Source organism: Gluconacetobacter asukensis, assembly GCF_014174375.1.
GTDB lineage: Bacteria > Pseudomonadota > Alphaproteobacteria > Acetobacterales > Acetobacteraceae > Gluconacetobacter > Gluconacetobacter asukensis.
Window position 1 is genome coordinate 117,500 of record NZ_JABEQE010000006.1, and the last position, 17,001, is coordinate 134,500.

The 17,001-nt window shown below is 65.1% G+C and carries 14 protein-coding genes and 3 tRNA genes; 16 read left to right on the forward strand and 1 reads right to left on the reverse strand.

What is annotated here, in order from left to right; genetic code table 11:
• Positions 1–65: 65 nt before the first annotated feature.
• The gene (locus tag HLH35_RS08820) at positions 66–518 is read right to left on the reverse strand and encodes a CopD family protein (protein WP_182978800.1); all 453 of its coding nucleotides are present in this window, start codon (positions 516–518) and stop codon (positions 66–68) included.
• A 150-nt stretch (positions 519–668) separates the two neighbouring features.
• Here HLH35_RS08820 and HLH35_RS08825 point away from each other — a divergent pair, with 150 nt between their 5' ends.
• From HLH35_RS08825 to nuoG, 16 genes are all read left to right on the forward strand, one after another.
• The gene (locus tag HLH35_RS08825) at positions 669–2,168 is read left to right on the forward strand and encodes an NAD(P)H-hydrate dehydratase (protein ID WP_182978801.1); all 1,500 of its coding nucleotides are present in this window, start codon (positions 669–671) and stop codon (positions 2,166–2,168) included.
• A gap of 29 nt (positions 2,169–2,197) precedes the next feature.
• Positions 2,198–2,282 (forward strand) — tRNA-Leu (locus tag HLH35_RS08830).
• Positions 2,283–2,548: 266 nt separating this feature from the next.
• A complete protein-coding gene (gene tig / locus HLH35_RS08835; RefSeq protein WP_182978802.1) occupies positions 2,549–3,886 on the forward strand; it encodes a trigger factor in 1,338 nt (445 codons plus the stop codon).
• A 199-nt stretch (positions 3,887–4,085) separates the two neighbouring features.
• On the forward strand, positions 4,086–4,724 hold the full coding sequence (locus tag HLH35_RS08840; RefSeq protein WP_182964078.1) for an ATP-dependent Clp protease proteolytic subunit: 639 nt from the start codon (positions 4,086–4,088) through the stop codon (positions 4,722–4,724).
• 208 nt (positions 4,725–4,932) lie between these two features.
• Positions 4,933–6,192, forward strand: a complete 1,260-nt coding sequence (gene clpX, locus HLH35_RS08845) for an ATP-dependent Clp protease ATP-binding subunit ClpX (protein ID WP_114727217.1) — start codon at positions 4,933–4,935, stop codon at positions 6,190–6,192.
• Positions 6,193–6,404: 212 nt separating this feature from the next.
• Positions 6,405–8,915 carry an endopeptidase La gene (gene lon, locus HLH35_RS08850; RefSeq protein WP_182978803.1) on the forward strand — a complete coding sequence of 837 codons (2,511 nt, stop codon included), beginning with the start codon at positions 6,405–6,407 and terminating at the stop codon, positions 8,913–8,915.
• 171 nt (positions 8,916–9,086) lie between these two features.
• Positions 9,087–9,371 (forward strand): HU family DNA-binding protein, encoded by a 285-nt coding sequence (locus HLH35_RS08855; RefSeq protein WP_012227333.1) that lies wholly within the window; start codon positions 9,087–9,089, stop codon positions 9,369–9,371.
• Between the two features lie 77 nt (positions 9,372–9,448).
• Positions 9,449–9,523: transfer RNA gene (locus HLH35_RS08860), tRNA-Val, on the forward strand.
• A gap of 113 nt (positions 9,524–9,636) precedes the next feature.
• Positions 9,637–9,713: transfer RNA gene (locus HLH35_RS08865), tRNA-Asp, on the forward strand.
• A 286-nt stretch (positions 9,714–9,999) separates the two neighbouring features.
• The gene (locus HLH35_RS08870) at positions 10,000–10,365 is read left to right on the forward strand and encodes an NADH-quinone oxidoreductase subunit A (protein ID WP_182964075.1); all 366 of its coding nucleotides are present in this window, start codon (positions 10,000–10,002) and stop codon (positions 10,363–10,365) included.
• Between the two features lie 37 nt (positions 10,366–10,402).
• Positions 10,403–10,978, forward strand: coding sequence for a NuoB/complex I 20 kDa subunit family protein (locus HLH35_RS08875; protein WP_182964074.1), 576 nt, complete (start codon positions 10,403–10,405; stop codon positions 10,976–10,978).
• A gap of 46 nt (positions 10,979–11,024) precedes the next feature.
• Positions 11,025–11,636, forward strand: a complete 612-nt coding sequence (locus HLH35_RS08880; RefSeq protein WP_408870113.1) for an NADH-quinone oxidoreductase subunit C — start codon at positions 11,025–11,027, stop codon at positions 11,634–11,636.
• Between the two features lie 52 nt (positions 11,637–11,688).
• Positions 11,689–12,939, forward strand: coding sequence for an NADH-quinone oxidoreductase subunit D (locus tag HLH35_RS08885; RefSeq protein WP_182964072.1), 1,251 nt, complete (start codon positions 11,689–11,691; stop codon positions 12,937–12,939).
• Between the two features lie 5 nt (positions 12,940–12,944).
• Positions 12,945–13,583 (forward strand): complex I 24 kDa subunit family protein, encoded by a 639-nt coding sequence (locus tag HLH35_RS08890; protein WP_182978805.1) that lies wholly within the window; start codon positions 12,945–12,947, stop codon positions 13,581–13,583.
• A 15-nt stretch (positions 13,584–13,598) separates the two neighbouring features.
• Complete coding sequence (gene nuoF / locus HLH35_RS08895; protein WP_182978806.1) at positions 13,599–14,924, forward strand: NADH-quinone oxidoreductase subunit NuoF; 1,326 nt, start codon at positions 13,599–13,601, stop codon at positions 14,922–14,924.
• Positions 14,925–14,929: 5 nt separating this feature from the next.
• On the forward strand, positions 14,930–16,996 hold the full coding sequence (nuoG, locus tag HLH35_RS08900) for an NADH-quinone oxidoreductase subunit NuoG (RefSeq protein WP_182978807.1): 2,067 nt from the start codon (positions 14,930–14,932) through the stop codon (positions 16,994–16,996).
• Positions 16,997–17,001 lie beyond the last annotated feature (5 nt).

Below are 17,001 nucleotides of genomic sequence, written 5' to 3' on the forward strand. Positions count from 1 at the left end.
GGCCGAGAGCACCGAAGCGCAGGAAACGCGCGTCGGATCGCCAGGAGCGGCGCTGCCGCGCCAGCCTACAGGCCGCGGGCCATGGCGGCGGATAGAATGGTGAGAACGCCCAGGCCGATATTGATCGTTACCAGCGAGCGGATGGTGTCGAACAGGGCGGGCTGGGGGCGGATGGCGCGGCGGGCCTTCTGGAACGGGCCGAAATAGATCCGTGCGAACACGGCCGCCATGGCCAGGCCCAGCAACTGCATCACGTTCACCTGCCACGGGATGGTGGCGAAACCGCCCTCGTGCAGGATCATCAGCCAGCCGGTGACCAGGACGGTGGGCATTGTGTGCCAGACGAGGCGGAAGAAGCGGGTGAGGGTCTGCAGGTGGACCGACGCGCGCTGGGTTGCATCCAGCAGCCCCAGGCTGGGGCGCAGGACGAACACGGCGTAAACCATGCCGCCGACCCAGGCGGTCATGCCGAGCAGGTGGATCGCGAGCACGAGGCTCCAGAGGATCGAGGAGGTCATGTCAGCTCCCGGCCAGGGGTAAGGGATGGCCCGCGTGACGGGACGCGGACGTCGAGGTATGCTTGATCGCCAATTCCGCCCCGGCGCGCAAGACGGCGGTGCGCGAGCGGCGCCCGCGAGAGGCCGCCCTTGACCGGAGGAGATTGTCCGATGGACCAGCTGCCGCTTCAGGCGTCGAACGCGCTGCTGTTGCCTGACCCGGCCGAGATGGCCCTGATCGACAAGGCGGGCAGCCGGACGGTGCCGGTGCGCGACCTGATGGAGCATGCCGGCCGGGCGGTGGCGCGTACCGTGATGCGCCATGTCGCGCCGTGCCGGGTGCTGGTGCTGTGCGGGCCGGGGAATAATGGCGGGGATGGCTATGTCGCGGCGCGGCGCCTGGCGCAGGCCGGCTGGCCGGTGGCCGTGGCGAGCCTGGCGCCGCCTCGGCCGGGTGGTGATGCGGCGAGTGCTGCCGCCGAATGGTGTGGGCCGCGCGTGGCTTTTACGGCGGAAGAGGTTGCGCGGGCTGACCTTGTGATCGATGCGGTGTTCGGCGCCGGGCTGAGTCGTGCGATCGACCCGGAACTGGCATCGGTGCTGGCGGCGGCCCGGCGGGTGGTGGCGGTGGATATGCCCAGCGGCATCGATGGCGCGACCGGGCTGGTCCTTGGCTATGCGCCTTCGGCGGAAATGACCGTGACCTTCGTGCGGGCCAAGCCCGGCCATCTGCTGCTGCCGGGGCGCGAGAAGCTGGGGCGGCTGGTGGTTGCCGATATCGGCATGCCCGATACGGTGTGGGACGCGGTGCCGGTCCGTACCTGGCGCAACGAGCCGGGATTGTGGCAGGTGCCGGGCCAGACGGTGGACAGTCACAAATATGCGCGCGGCGTGGTCAGCATCTGCGGGGGCGGCACGATGCCCGGCGCGGCGCGGCTGGCCGCCGGCGCGGCACGCATGGCGGGGGCGGGACTGGTGCGGCTGGCGGCCGGCCCGGCGGCGGGGCTGTATAGAATGACCGAACCCGGGCTGGTGGTGGATGACGGCGATCTGTCCTGCCTGCTGGAGGATCGGCGCCGGACGGTGTGGGTGTGCGGGCCGGGCCTGACGGAAGAGGAGGTGGGCCGGGTGCTGCCCGCGTTGCTGGGGGCGGGGCGGACGGTGCTGGCCGATGCCGGGGCGTTCGCCTGGGCCGCGGGGCAGCCGGAGCGTCTGGCCGGGGTGGGGGTCATCACGCCGCATGAGGGGGAGTTCGCCCGGGTCTTCGGGGCGCCCGCGGCCGGGCGGCTGGATGCGGCGCGGGCCGCGGCGCGCCGGATCGGGGCCGTGGTGGTGCTGAAGGGGCCGGATACCGTGATCGCGTCGCCCGACGGCCGGGCGGCGATCAACGCCCATGCCACGCCGGCGCTGGCCACCGCCGGTTCGGGCGATACGCTGACCGGAATCATTGCCGCCCTGCTGGCGGCGGGGATGGAGCCGTGGCATGCGGCCTGCGCCGGTGTGTGGATCCACGGCGAGGCCGGGATGCGCGCGGGGCCCTGGCCGGTGGCCGAACAATTCGACCAGCATCTGGGCGCGGCACGGGCTGAGGCGGTGGCGTTGGGCGTGCGGGCGCGCCGGAGCGCGGACTCGCGCCATTGTCGGCTTGCCGGATCAGGCGGCGTGCGCTAAAGCCGCGCGCTTGGAGGCCGGGCGCCGATGCGGGCGTGGTGGAATTGGCAGACACGCCAGATTTAGGTTCTGGTGGCGCAAGTCGTGGGGGTTCAAGTCCCTCCGCCCGCACCAGCCCGGCCAGTGTCCTGCCCGAGAGGTTCTTGCGAGAATTTTTCGGATCAGCAGGCCGCTAGCATATTGATTCTAGTGCTCTTCCGATGCCGGAATGCGCTTGCGCCTTCCGGCATCGGAAGAGCACTAGGCACTGATTGAATTGGTGTGGGGGGTGGCGCGCGTGCGGCCGCCGCTCGTGCCGGCTGCTTTTGCGTGCGGATGTCGCCGTCCCGGGTGGACTCGTGCGTTCTTTGGAAGTTCTGACCGAGAGGATGGCCTGGCAGATGCAGGTTACTGAAACGCTTTCCGACGGCCTGAAGCGCGGCTTCACCGTCACGGTGCCCGCCGGCGAACTGGAGAGCAAGCGGACCGCCCGCCTGAAGGAAGTGGGGCAGTCCATGAATCTGCCGGGTTTCCGTCCCGGCAAGGTGCCCATGAGCCTGATCAAGCAGCGCTATGGCGCCGCCGTGCAGGGTGAAGTGCTGGAGCAGGCCGTCAGCGACGCCACCCGTGCGCTGCTGGAGGAACGCAACCTGCGCCCGGCGCTGCAGCCGCGAGTCGACCTGGTTTCCGGCGCCGAGCCGGACGGGAAGACGGACCTGGAATTCAAGGTCGAGATGGAAGTGCTGCCCGAGATCGCGCAGCCCGATCTGTCGGACCTGGCCCTGACGCGCCTGAAGGCGACGGCCGATGCCGAGACGGTCGACAAGGCCCTGAAGGACATTGCGAGCCGCCAGCGCAACTTCGTGACGGTCGAAGAGATCCGTCCGGCCGCGCAGGGTGATATCGTGGTCGTCGATTTCGTGGGCAAGCTGGACGGTGTGCCGTTCGAAGGCGGCACCGCCGACGACGTGAATGTCGAGATCGGCGGCGCGGGCTTCATCCCCGGTTTCGCCGAGCAGATCGAGGGCCTGTCGCCGGGCGAGGAGAAGGTGATCACCGTTACCTTCCCGGCCGATTATTCGGCTGAGAACCTGGCGGGCAAGGAAGCGACCTTCGACATCAAGGCCAAGGGGCTGAAGCGCCCGGTCGATGTCGAGATCGACGACGAGCTGGCCAAGAAGATGGGCTTCGAGGGGCTGGAGAAGGTCCGCGAGCTGATCACGAAGCAGGTCGAGCAGGAATACGAGCAGCTGTCGCGCCTGCGCATCAAGCGCGAGCTGCTGGATGCCCTGGCCGAGAAGACCGATTTCGAGGCGCCGCAGGGCATGGTCGATGCCGAGTTCGGCCAGATCTGGCAGCGCGTCGAGGCCGACCGCAAGGAAGGGCAGCTCGACGAGGAAGACGAGGGCAAGGACGAGGAAACCCTGCGGGCCGACTATCGCAAGATTGCCGAGCGCCGGGTGAAGCTGGGCCTGCTGCTGGCCGAGATCGGCCGTGCGAACGCCATCACGGTCTCGCAGGACGAGATGCTGCAGGCGATCCGGGCCGAGGCCATGCGCTATCAGGGCCAGGAACAGGCGGTGTTCGACTTCTTCCGCAAGAACCCCCAGGCGGCCGAGAGCCTGCGTGGCCCGATCTTTGAAAACAAGGTCGTCGATTATGTGATCGAGCTGGCCACCGTGACCGACAAGGACGTGACGCCCGAGGAACTGGCCGAGATCCCGCCCGCCGATCTCTGATCGGTCCGGTATCCCGCCATCGGCACCCCATCGCTTTTATCGCCGCGAAATGATGGCGGTGGGGTGGTATCCGCTCGGTTTATCTCTATCTTGTGTGAGGTAACCGGGGAACGACCCGGCCACCTTCCCCGATGGACGCTCAGGCGCCGCCGGGGGTGGTGAGTCGGGTCTTCGCGTTTTCAGGAACGGGAATGAGACTATGAGGGATCGGGATCCCGTGGAGATCTTCAGCAACGCCCTAGTACCCATGGTGGTCGAGCAGACCTCACGCGGGGAGCGGGCTTTCGATATCTATTCCCGCCTGTTGCAGGAACGGATCATCTTCCTGACCGGACCGGTCTACGATCAGGTGGCCGCCCTGGTGTCGGCGCAGCTCCTGTATCTCGAGAGCGTGAATCCGACCAAGGAGATCTCGTTCTACATCAACAGCCCGGGTGGCGTGGTGTCGGCCGGCCTGGCCATCTATGACACCATGCAGTACATCCGCAGCCCGGTGAGCACGGTGTGCATCGGCCAGGCGGCCTCGATGGGGTCGCTGCTGCTGGCGGGTGGCGAGAAGGGGCGGCGCTTCGCCCTGCCGAACGCGCGGGTCATGGTGCATCAGCCTTCGGGCGGGGCGCAGGGGCAGGCCAGCGACATCGAGATCCAGGCGCGGGAGATCCTGACGATCCGCCAGCGCCTGAACGAGATCTACGAAACCCATACCGGCCAGACGCTCGAAGAGATCGAACGCAAGCTGGAGCGCGACAGCTACATGTCGGCTGACGAGGCCCTGGCCTTCGGCATTGTGGACGAGGTGGTGCGCAATCATGCGACGACGGTTGCGGCCAAAAGCTGAGGCCTGACACCGATATATTGATTTATTTAATGTTTTTGATCTGAAGTCTTCGGGCTTCAGATCCGGGGCATGAGGGGTGGGGGCGCTTTTTTCTGTTCGGCGCAACCCGCCGGCTTGGGCGGGCTTGATGGAAGGCCTGTCCTGAGTCAAGATTTTCGACCCCGGTCCGGGCAGTACGCGGCCTGGCATTCCGGGGGTAGGAGCGGTTATGAATAACAAGTCCAGCGATTCCAAGAACACCTTGTATTGCTCGTTCTGCGGCAAGTCGCAGCATGAGGTCCGGAAGCTGATCGCTGGTCCGACTGTCTTCATCTGTGACGAATGCGTCGAACTCTGCATGGATATCATCCGTGAGGAGCATAAGACGCATCTGGTGAAGTCGCGCGATGGCGTGCCGACTCCCAAGGAGATCTGCAAGGTTCTGGACGATTATGTGATCGGGCAGTTCCACGCGAAGAAGGTGCTGTCGGTCGCGGTCCATAACCATTACAAGCGCCTGGCCCACAGCCAGAAGAACAACGACGTCGAAATCGCGAAGTCGAACATCCTGCTGGTCGGGCCGACCGGATCGGGCAAGACGCTGCTGGCGCAGACGCTGGCGCGGATTCTCGACGTGCCCTTCACCATGGCCGACGCGACCACGCTGACCGAGGCGGGCTATGTCGGCGAGGATGTCGAGAACATCATCCTCAAGCTGCTCCAGGCTGCCGACTATAATGTCGAGCGGGCGCAGCGGGGCATCGTCTATATCGACGAAATCGACAAGATCTCGCGCAAGTCCGACAATCCGTCGATCACGCGCGATGTCAGCGGCGAGGGTGTGCAGCAGGCGCTGCTGAAGATCATGGAAGGGACGGTGGCTTCCGTCCCGCCGCAGGGCGGGCGCAAGCATCCGCAGCAGGAATTCCTGCAGGTGGACACCACCAACATGCTGTTCATCTGCGGCGGTGCCTTTGCCGGGCTGGACAAGATCATCGGTGCGCGCGGCAAGGGGTCTGGCATCGGCTTCGGCGCGGATGTCCAGTCGCCCGACGAGCGGCGGACGGGTGCGATCCTGCGCGACGTCGAGCCTGAGGATCTGCTGAAATTCGGCCTGATCCCGGAGTTCATCGGCCGTCTGCCGGTGGTGGCGACGCTGGAGGATCTGGACGAGGCGGCGCTGATCGAGATCCTGACCAAGCCGAAGAACGCGCTGGTGAAGCAGTATGCCCGCCTGTTCCAGATGGAAGGGGTCAAGCTGACCTTTACCGAGGATGCGCTGAAGCAGGTGGCGCTGCGGGCGATCGCCCGGCGCACCGGCGCGCGCGGCCTGCGTGCGATCATGGAGAGTATCCTGCTGTCCACCATGTTCGACCTGCCCGGGCTGGAGAACGTGGAGGAAGTGGTGATCAACAAGGAGGTCGCCGAGAACAAGACCAGCCCGGTCTATGTCTATGGCAAGGAAAAGCCCGCTGAACAGTCGGCCTGACCGACTGTTCGCCCTGGCCTTTTCTCCGGGACTGCCGTCCCGCATCGGGGGCGGTGCCCCATGCGGGCGGCGTTTCCCCATCGTCCGGGGTCTTGCCGTGGCGGCCCCGAATGACGACATGATATTATCCGTGATCGCGTCAGCGACACACCGGGCGGGGCGTGCCGCGAATGGGCGCCCACCCGCGATCGTCCTTCAGGAGGTCACACGATATGCCCAAATCCATCCGACCCGATTCTGATCGTCCCGAGAGCGGCTCCGCGGCGGACGAGAACCAGGATCTGCCCCTGACCGCCGCCGACTCCGATGTGGAAGGGGTGGGGATTGCCGATTCCGAGACGATGGCGGTGCTGCCGCTGCGCGATATCGTCGTCTTTCCGCACATGATCGTGCCGCTGTTCGTCGGGCGCGAGAAATCGGTCCGGGCGCTGGAAGCGGTGACCAAGCATGACAAGCAGATCCTGCTGGTCGCGCAGAAGAACGCGTCGCAGGACGATCCGTCGGCGGACGATATCTATCGCTACGGCACGGTTTCGACGATCCTGCAGCTGCTGAAGCTGCCCGACGGCACGGTGAAGGTGCTGGTCGAGGGGGTGCGCCGGGCGCGGATTACCGCGCTGCACGATATCGACGGGCATTTCGAGGCCGAGATCACGCCGGTGACCGAGGAGCCAGCGGCCGATAACGAGGGCGAGGCGCTGGGGCGCACCGTGGTCTCGCAGTTCGAGCAATATATCAAGCTGAACAAGAAGATCGCGCCCGAGGTCCTGGTTTCGCTGAACCAGATCGAGGATCTGTCGAAGCTGGCCGACACGATCGCCAGCCATCTGAACCTGAAGATCGCCGAGAAGCAGGAGATCCTGGAGATCCCCGGCGTCAATGCCCGGCTGGAGCGTGTGTTTGCGCATATGGAGGCCGAGATCGGCGTCCTGCAGGTGGAAAAGCGCATCCGCAACCGCGTCAAGCGGCAGATGGAGAAGACGCAGCGCGAGTACTATCTGAACGAGCAGCTGAAGGCGATCCAGAAGGAACTGGGCGAGGGCGAGGAAGGTCGGGACGAGACCGCCGAGCTTGAGGAAAAGATCGCCAAGGCCCGCCTGCCCAAGGAAGCCCGCGACAAGGCCATGGGGGAGCTGAAGAAACTGCGTGCCATGAGCCCGATGTCGGCCGAGTCGACGGTGGTGCGCAATTATCTGGACTGGATCCTGAGCCTGCCGTGGAAGAAGCGGTCCAAGGTGCGCCGCGACCTGACCGAGGCCGAGAAGGTGCTCGATACGGACCATTACGGGCTGGAGAAGGTCAAGGAGCGCATCCTGGAATATCTGGCGGTCCAGAGCCGGGCGCAGAAGGTCAAGGGGCCGATTCTCTGCCTCGTTGGACCGCCGGGCGTGGGCAAGACCTCGCTGGCGCGGTCGATCGCCAAGGCGACGGGGCGCCATTATGTGCGCATGTCGCTGGGCGGCGTGCGTGACGAGGCCGAGATTCGCGGCCACCGGCGGACCTATATCGGCTCGATGCCCGGCAAGATCATCCAGGGGATGAAGAAGGCGAAGGCCTCCAATCCGCTCTTCCTGCTGGACGAGATCGACAAGCTGGGGGCCGACTGGCGCGGTGATCCGTCTTCGGCACTGCTGGAGGTGCTGGACCCGGAGCAGAACGGGACCTTCGCCGACCATTATCTGGAGGTCGATTACGACCTGTCGGATGTGATGTTCGTCACCACCGCCAACAGCCTGAACATGCCCCAGCCGCTGCTGGACCGCATGGAGATCATCCGCCTGTCGGGCTACACCGAGGACGAGAAGGTCGAGATCGCCAAGCGCCACCTGCTGAACAAGCAGGCGGAAGCGCACAGCCTGAAGGCGGACGAATGGTCGGTCAGCGACGATGCGCTGCGTGAACTGGTGCGGAGTTACACGCGTGAGGCCGGCGTGCGGAACCTGGAGCGCGAGATTGCGACCCTGGCCCGCAAGGCGGTGCGCGAGATCGTGACCGGCAAGGCCAAGAAGGTGGCGATCACCCGCAAGAACCTGGAAAAATACGCGGGCGTGAAGCGGTTCCGCTACGGCGAGACCGAGGCCGAGGACATGGTCGGCGTCGTGACCGGCCTGGCGTGGACCGAGGTCGGGGGCGAGATCCTGACCATCGAGAGCGTGATGGTGCCGGGCAAGGGCGCGATCAAGCAGACGGGCAAGCTGGGCGACGTGATGCAGGAGAGTGTTGCGGCGGCCCTGTCCTATGTCCGCAGCCGGGCCGTGACCTTCGGCATCAAGCCGACCCTGTTCGAGAAGCGCGACCTGCATGTGCATGTGCCCGAGGGGGCGACTCCGAAGGATGGGCCTTCGGCCGGCATTGCGATGGCGACGTCGCTGGTCAGCGTGCTGACCGGCATTCCGGTGCGGCGCGACGTGGCGATGACGGGTGAGATCACGCTACGCGGCCGCGTGCTGGCGATCGGCGGGCTGAAGGAGAAGCTGCTGGCCGCCCACCGGGCGGGCATCAAGACGGTCTTCATCCCCAAGGACAATGAGAAGGACCTGGTCGATATCCCCGACACGGTGAAGAAGGGTCTGCGCGTCATTCCCGTCTCTCATGTCGATGACGTCATCGGCCAGGCCCTGGCCCGGCGCCCCGAGCCGATCGAATGGAGCCAGGAGTCGGAAGACGCGGTTGCCAATCCGGCCCCTGCAACGGGAATGGCTGCTGCGTCCCTGCCGCATTGACACCGCATTGATTGTGTCAAAATGGCACCAACCCCCCGGTTTGGCCGGATTTTCGGCTGATCCGGGCGGCGTGCTCGGTTGACGCGGCAAAAAACGGCTGCATAGTGCGGGCCAATGCGGCGTTGGCGAGAGCTCGGTTCCGGCGCGTGCACAGAGAAAGAAAGGCGTAAAATGGAGAAGCCACTTAACAAGCAGGAACTCGTCGCCGCTGTGGCCGATGATGCCGATCTGCCCAAGGCGAAGGCTGGCGAAGTGGTCGACGCCGTGTTCAGTGCGATCGAGAAGGCCCTGTCGAAGAAGCAGGAGGTCCGTCTGGTGGGCTTCGGGACCTTCGTGACGGCGACCCGCAAGGCGGCCAAGGGCCGCAATCCCCGCACCGGCGAGGAAATCGACATTCCGGCTTCGACCTCGGTTCGCTTCAAGCCGGGCAAGAACCTGAAGGAAGCCGTGAGCTGATCACGCGCTGATGTGACCGGAGCAGGCGGCCTGTCCGCCTGCTCCCCGGCTGGCCCTGACGGGCCAGCCTTGTTCTGGGGCGATTAGCTCAGCGGTAGAGCGTCTCGTTTACACCGAGAGGGTCGGCGGTTCGATCCCGTCATCGCCCACCATTATGCCGGCCCGGTGCCGGATGACTGTCCTGCTTCGTCGGGATACCGGACAAAATGACAATCGTCTGGTTGACGCGTCCCGGCTGCATGGTTAAACACCGCCTCACGCCTTCGCGGGTGTAGCTCAGTTGGTTAGAGCGCCGGCCTGTCACGCCGGAGGTCGCGGGTTCGAGCCCCGTCACTCGCGCCACGGTCGTTTCATGTTTAATAATGATCGACCATATGGCACCTGTTAAAGGTGCATCTTCCCAATAATCGGATCTGGTCCGGCTCCCAATATTTTGGTCCGACAAAAGACAGGTCGTCCCTAACGCGCATATCCGCGTAGCGTATTCATCATCACGGGAATGTTCATCCCCCGATGGCGCGTCGCGGTCTGGTCGCGTCCGGACGATGGGTCTAACCTCCTGACCATGACGACGCCCTGTTCGTCATGACGCCCGCGGCAAGCGTGCCATCAGTCAGGGAGACGCGCCATGAATTCCGTTCTTGCGGATTATTTTCCAGTTCTGGTTTTCGGTGTCCTGGCGGTCGTGATCGCCGGCGCGATGCTGGGAAGCTCCCTGCTCTTCGGTCATCAGAAGCCCTATGCCGAGAAGGTCTCGGCCTATGAATGCGGGTTCGAGGCATTCGACGATGCCAGGCATCGTTTCGATGTCCGGTTCTATCTGGTGGCGATCCTGTTCATCATTTTCGATCTGGAGGTTGCCTTCCTGTTCCCCTGGGCGGTCAGCCTGTCGCGGATCGGCCTGTTCGGCTTTCTGTCGATGATGGGGTTCCTGGGCATCCTGACGGTGGGGTTCATCTATGAATGGTGCAAGGGCGCCCTGGACTGGGATTGAGCCGGACCGGGATTGAGCGAGGGGAGGGAGACGAGGCATGAGTATCGCTGATGCGACAGGTGACGGGCAGGGCGCGATCGCCTGGAACCGCGACATGCTGCCCCCGGGGCCGGAGCAGGATGCCGTCATCAAGGGTATTACCGGCGAGATCACCGAGAAGGGGTTCGTCGTCGCCAACCTCGACAAGCTGGTCAATTGGGGCCGCACCGGCAGTCTGTGGCCGATGTCCTTCGGGTTGGCGTGTTGCGCGGTGGAAATGATCCACGCCTACATGCCGCGCTATGATCTGGACCGGATGGGCATCATTCCGCGGGGGTCGCCGCGCCAGTCGGACGTGATGATCGTGGCCGGGACCCTGACCAACAAGATGGCGCCGGCCCTGCGCCGGGTCTACGATCAGATGGCCGAGCCGCGCTGGGTGATCTCGATGGGGTCCTGCGCCAATGGTGGCGGCTATTACCATTATTCCTATTCCGTGGTGCGCGGATGCGATCGGATCGTGCCGGTGGACGTGTACGTTCCCGGCTGCCCGCCGACGGCCGAGGCGCTGATCTACGGCATTCTGCAACTGCAGAAGAAAATCCGCAGGACAGGGACGATTCTCCGTGGCTGAACCGGGCACCGAACTGACGACCCAGCAGGCCCAGTCGCGTGGCGCGCTGGGGTCTTTGGCCTTCGCGCTGTCGACGAGCGTGCCGGGTATCCATTCCGCCGCGATCGAGGATGGCGAACTGGTCGTGCGGACCAGCCGCGACCGGTTGCTGGCGCTGATGGGGCTGCTGCGCGACGATCCGCGCTATGCCTGCGAACAGCTGATGGATCTGTGCGGTGTCGATTATCCGGCGCGGGCGGAGCGATTCGAGGTTGTCTACAATCTGCTGTCGGTGACGCGTAACCACCGGATTCGCGTCATTGTGACCACGGATGAGACCAATCCGGTGCCGTCGGTGCATCATCTGTGGCCCTGTGCCACGTGGTGGGAGCGCGAGTGCTACGACCTGTTCGGGGTCCTGTTCTCGGGCCAGCCGGATCTGCGCCGTATCCTGACCGATTACGGGTTCGAGGGGCATCCGCTGCGCAAGGACTTCCCGCTGACCGGCTATGTCGAGATGCGGTACGACGAGGATCGCCGTCAGGTGGTCTACGAGCCGGTGAAGCTGACGCAGGATTTCCGCAATTTCGATTTCGAATCGCCATGGGAGGGCATCCTGACCCTGCCGGGCGACGAGAAGGCGCATGAATCCCGCCAGGGACTGAAATTGCCGCGATGACGGGACCATCCAGACATATGGCGAGGGCGCGCAAGGTGAGGGAGAGCGGACGATGAGCGACATTGTCCTTCACGAGGATATTCCGGAAGAGCTGCTGTCGGCTGACGCGGCCGCCAAGGCGGAAATCCGGACCGTGGAGATCGATTCCCACGCCCTGAATTTCGGCCCGCAGCATCCGTCGGCCCATGGCGTGCTGCGCCTGGTGCTGGAGATGGAAGGCGAAGTCGTCGCCCGCGCCATTCCGCATATCGGGCTGCTGCATCGCGGCACCGAAAAGCTGATCGAATACAAGACCTATCCCAAGGCGTTGCCGTATTTCGATCGGCTCGATTATGTCTCGCCGATGTGCGAGGAACAGGCTTTCGCGCTGGCGACGGAGAAGCTGCTGGGGATCGAGATCCCCGACCGCGCGAAATGGATTCGCGTGATGTTCGCCGAAATGACGCGCATCCTGAACCATATCCTGAACCTGACCTCGTTCGGGCTCGACTGCGGCGCGCTGACTCCCGCGCTGTGGGGGTATGAAGAGCGCGAGAAGCTGATCGAATTCTACGAGGCGGCGTCGGGCGCGCGCTTCCATGCCAATTATTTCCGCCCGGGTGGGGTCGCGCGCGACCTGCCGGCGGGACTGGAAGAGCGGATCGCGGAGTGGGCGAGGCAGTTCCCGCGCTGGATCGACGATCTGGAAACGCTGCTGACCAACAACCGGATCTGGAAGCAGCGGACGGTCGGGATCGGCGTGTTCACCACCGAGCAGGCGCTGGCCTGGGGGTTCAGCGGCCCCTGCCTGCGCGCATCGGGCGTGCCGTGGGATCTGCGCCGGGCGCAACCATATGACAATTACGACAAGGTGACGTTCAACATCCCCGTCACGCGCCAGGGCGACTGTTACGACCGCTATCTGGTGCGTGTGGCGGAGATGCGCGAGAGCGTGAAGATCGTCGAGCAGTGTCTGGCGCAGATCAAGCCGGGGCCGGTCAAGATTCAGGACCACAAGATCACCCCGCCGCCGCGCCGGGAGATGAAGCGGTCGATGGAAGCGCTGATCCATCATTTCAAGCTGTTCACCGAAGGGTACCACGTGCCGCCGGGCGCGACCTATACTTCGGTCGAAAGCCCCAAGGGCGAGTTCGGGGTCTACCTGGTCGCGGACGGCAGCAATCGGCCCTACCGGTGCAAGATCCGGCCCACGGGCTTTGCCCATCTGCAGGCGATCGACGAGATGTCGCGCCGCCACATGCTGGCCGACGCGGTCGCGATCATCGGGTCGCTGGACCTGGTGTTCGGCGAGATAGACAGGTGACAGAGATGTCCGCTCATTCCCCCATCGATCAGATCGAACAGCCCGACTCCTTCGCCTTCGATGCCGAGAGCGAAGAGCAGATCGCGGCGATCCTGGCCAAATATCCGCCCGAGCGTAAGGCCAGCGGCACGCTCCCGCTTCTGTATGTCGTGCAGAAGCAGATGGGCCGGCAGACGGGCAGCGCCTGGGTGCCGCGCGTGGCGATGGACGAGATCGCGCGCCGGCTGGAGGTTGCGCCGATCCGTGTCTATGAGGTGGCGACCTTCTACCTGATGTTCAATACCAAGCCGATCGGGCGGTATCATCTTCAGGTCTGCACCACGACCTCGTGCTGGCTGCGTGGGTCGGACGATGTGGTTGCGGCCTGCAAGACGGCGACCGGGATTTCGGGTTTCGGCCAGTCGAGCGCCGACGGGCTGTTTACCCTGACCGAGGTGGAGTGCCTGGGCGCCTGCGCCAATGCGCCGATCCTGCAGGTCGATGATGATTTCTACGAAGATCTGGACGGGCCGCGCACGATCGAGCTGATCGAGGCGCTGCGTCGTGGCGAACGCCCGACACCGGGACCGATGATCGACCGGGTGAACTCGGCGCCGGAAGGTGGGCGCAAGACGCTGGCGGATAGTCCGGCAGATCAGGGCTGAGCGGGAGAGACGGCAATGCTTCAGGATAAAGACCGGATCTTCACCAACCTGTATGGTCAGAATGACTGGCGCCTGGCCGGGGCGCGCCAGCGCGGCGACTGGGACGGCACCGCCGAGATCCTGGCGCGTGGCCGGGATGCCATCGTCAACGAGATGAAGGGCTCCGGCCTGCGTGGCCGGGGTGGGGCTGGCTTTCCGACCGGTGTCAAATGGTCGTTCATGCCGAAAAACTCGGACGGACGCCCGCATTACCTGGTCATCAATGGCGACGAGTCCGAACCGGGGACCTGCAAGGACCGCGAAATCCTGCGGCACGAGCCGCACAAGCTGATCGAAAGTGCGCTGATTGCGTCGTTCGCGATGGGGGCGCATGCGGCTTATATTTATATCCGTGGCGAGTTCTTCAATGAGGCGCGCCATCTGCAGATTGCGATCGACGAGGCCTATGCGGCCGGGCTGATCGGCAAGAATGCTGCCGGATCGGGCTGGGATTTCGATTTCTACATTCATCGCGGTGCCGGCGCCTATATCTGCGGCGAGGAAACTGCGCTGCTGGAAAGCCTGGAAGGCAAGAAGGGGCAGCCGCGCATGAAGCCGCCCTTTCCGGCGGCGATGGGCCTGTATGGCTGCCCGACGACGGTCAACAATGTCGAGAGCATCGCGGTGTCGTCCACCATCCTGCGGCGCGGGGCCTCGTGGTTCTCGGCGCTGGGGCGGCCGAACAATGCGGGCACCAAGCTGATGGCCATTTCGGGCCATGTGAACACGCCCTGCGTGTTCGAGGAAGAGCTGGGCGTGCCGCTGAAGGAAATCATCGAAAAGCATGGCGGCGGGGTGCGCGGCGGCTGGGACAATCTGCTGGCGGTGATCCCCGGCGGGTGTTCGGTGCCGGTGTTGCCGGCGTCGATCTGCGAAACGGTGCTGATGGATTACGACAGCCTGCGCGCCGAGCGCTCGGGCCTGGGCACTGCCTGCATGATCGTGATGGACAAATCGACCGACATCATCAAGGCGATCGCCCGGTTCTCGCAATTCTTCAAGCATGAGAGCTGCGGCCAGTGCACGCCGTGCCGCGAGGGCACCGGCTGGATGATGCGGGTCATGAACCGGATGGTCGAGGGGCGGGCGGAAATCGAGGAAATCGACATGCTCGAACAGGTGACGCGCCAGGTCGAGGGGCACACGATCTGCGCCCTGGGTGACGCGGCCGCGTGGCCGATCCAGGGGCTGATCCGGCATTTCCGGCCGGTGATGGAAGAGCGGATCACGGCCTACAAGGCGGCCCATGGCGGTGGGCGGATCACGCAGGTGCCGCTCGGCATTCCTGTGGCGGCGGAGTAAGGGCGATGGTGAAAGTAACCGTCGACGGGATCGTGGTCGACGTTCCCAGCGGGTCCAGCGCGCTGCAGGCGTGCGAGGCGGCTGGCAAGGAAATTCCGCGCTTCTGTTTCCATGAACGTCTGTCGGTCGCGGGCAATTGCCGCATGTGTCTGGTGCAGGTGGTGCGGGCGCCGAAGCCGGTGGCCTCCTGCGGTTTTCCGGTGGCGGAAGGGATGGAAATCCTGACCGACACCGAGATCGTGCGCAAGGCGCGGCGGGCGGTGATGGAGTTCCTGCTGATCAACCATCCGCTGGATTGCCCGATCTGCGATCAGGGTGGCGAATGCGACCTGCAGGATCAGGCGTTCGGCTATGGTGCCGATCACTCGCGCTATCAGGAAGCCAAGCGCGCGGTGAAGGACAAATATCTCGGCCCGCTGGTCAAGACGGTGATGACGCGCTGCATCCAGTGCACGCGCTGCATCCGCTTTGCGACCGAGATCGCGGGGGTGCCCGAACTGGGTGCGGTCTCGCGCGGCGAGAACATGGAAGTCACCAATTACGTCGAGAAGGCGCTGACCTCGGAACTGTCGGGCAACCTGATCGACATCTGCCCGGTGGGCGCCCTGACCTCCAAGCCCTATGCCTTTACCGCCCGGCCGTGGGAGTTGAAGCGGACGGACTCGATCGATGTCAGCGATGCGGTGGGCACCAATATCAGCCTGCATGTGCGCGGCACCGCCGTGCTGCGGGCTGTGCCGCGCGTCAATGACGCGGTAAACGAGGAATGGCTGGCGGACAAGGGGCGGTTCTCGGTCGATGGGCTGAAGCATCGCCGGCTGGATCGGCCCTGGGTGCGGGTCCATGGCAAGTTGCAGGCTGTTTCCTGGCAGGATGCGTTCGTGGCCATCGGTCGCCGGCTGGACGGCGTGCCGGGGGATCGGATCGGGGCGATTGCCGGTGATCTGTGCGATGCCGAGAGCATGCTGGCGCTGAAGGACCTGATGACGGCGCTGGGTTCGCCCAATATCGACTGCCGCCAGGACGGCGCGGATTACGATCTGTCGCACCGGGCCTATTACACGTTCGGCACCACCATTGCCGGGATCGAGGATGCCGACGCGCTGCTGATCGTGGGCTCGATCCCCCGGCAGGAAGCGCCGGTGCTGAATGCGCGGATTCGCAAGCGCTTCCTGGCGGCGGGCCGGGGTGGGTTCCCGATCGGGCTGGTCGGCGCGCCGACGGCCGACCCGACCTATAAGACGGAATTGCTGGGCGAGGGGCCGGAGGTGCTGGCCGCGCTGCGGGATGGCACGCATCCTTTCGCCGAGGTGCTGAAGGCGGCGAAGAAGCCGATGATCATCGTCGGGCATGGCGCGCTGACGCGGCCGGATGCGCGGGCGATCCTGGCTTCGGCCTGGTCGCTGGCGGCCGAGACGGGTGCGATCGGGGCTGGGTGGAACGGCTTCAATGTCCTGCATCGCACGGCCAGCCGGGTCGCCGGGCTGGATCTGGGGCTGGTGCCGGGCAAGGGTGGACGCAGCGCCGCCGGGATGATGAGCGGCGGCGTCGACGTGCTGTGGTTGCTGGGGGCGGACGAGTTCCATACCGCGCAGATCGGGCCGCAGACCTTCGTCATCTATCAGGGCCATCATGGCGATGCGGCGGCGGCGCGGGCGGATGTGATCCTGCCCGGCGCGAGCTATGCCGAGAAATCGGGCACTTATGTGAATACCGAAGGGCGGGTCCAGCGGTCGTTCCGGGCGGTCATGCCGCCCGGCGATGCGCGCGAGGACTGGCGCATCCTGCGCGCGTTCTCCGAGGTTGTGGGGCATACGCTGCCCTATGACACGGTGGAGGTGCTGCGCGAGCGGCTGGCGACGGTCAATCCGGTGTTCCGGGTGATCGGCGGGCTGGATGCGGTGGACGTGTCGGCGCTGCCGGGGCCGACGGGCGCCGGGGCGGTGTCGTCGGCGCCGTTCCGACCGGTCTTCGACGATTATTATCAGACGGATCCGATCTGCCGGGCCAGCCCGACGATGGGTGAGTGTTCGCGGATCTATGTCCATCCCCGGACCGTGGCGGCGGAGTAAGGCGA

Coding starts and splice junctions, on each gene's coding strand:
- nuoF (WP_182978806.1), top strand. CDS start 13,599: ATGCTTCAGGATAAAGACCGGATCTTCACCAACCTGTATGGTCAGAAT.
- HLH35_RS08875 (WP_182964074.1), top strand. CDS start 10,403: ATGAGTATCGCTGATGCGACAGGTGACGGGCAGGGCGCGATCGCCTGG.
- HLH35_RS08840 (WP_182964078.1), top strand. CDS start 4,086: ATGAGGGATCGGGATCCCGTGGAGATCTTCAGCAACGCCCTAGTACCC.
- lon (WP_182978803.1), top strand. CDS start 6,405: ATGCCCAAATCCATCCGACCCGATTCTGATCGTCCCGAGAGCGGCTCC.
- HLH35_RS08825 (WP_182978801.1), top strand. CDS start 669: ATGGACCAGCTGCCGCTTCAGGCGTCGAACGCGCTGCTGTTGCCTGAC.
- clpX (WP_114727217.1), top strand. CDS start 4,933: ATGAATAACAAGTCCAGCGATTCCAAGAACACCTTGTATTGCTCGTTC.
- nuoG (WP_182978807.1), top strand. CDS start 14,930: ATGGTGAAAGTAACCGTCGACGGGATCGTGGTCGACGTTCCCAGCGGG.
- HLH35_RS08870 (WP_182964075.1), top strand. CDS start 10,000: ATGAATTCCGTTCTTGCGGATTATTTTCCAGTTCTGGTTTTCGGTGTC.
- HLH35_RS08885 (WP_182964072.1), top strand. CDS start 11,689: ATGAGCGACATTGTCCTTCACGAGGATATTCCGGAAGAGCTGCTGTCG.
- HLH35_RS08855 (WP_012227333.1), top strand. CDS start 9,087: ATGGAGAAGCCACTTAACAAGCAGGAACTCGTCGCCGCTGTGGCCGAT.
- tig (WP_182978802.1), top strand. CDS start 2,549: ATGCAGGTTACTGAAACGCTTTCCGACGGCCTGAAGCGCGGCTTCACC.
- HLH35_RS08890 (WP_182978805.1), top strand. CDS start 12,945: ATGTCCGCTCATTCCCCCATCGATCAGATCGAACAGCCCGACTCCTTC.
- HLH35_RS08820 (WP_182978800.1), bottom strand. CDS start 518: ATGACCTCCTCGATCCTCTGGAGCCTCGTGCTCGCGATCCACCTGCTC.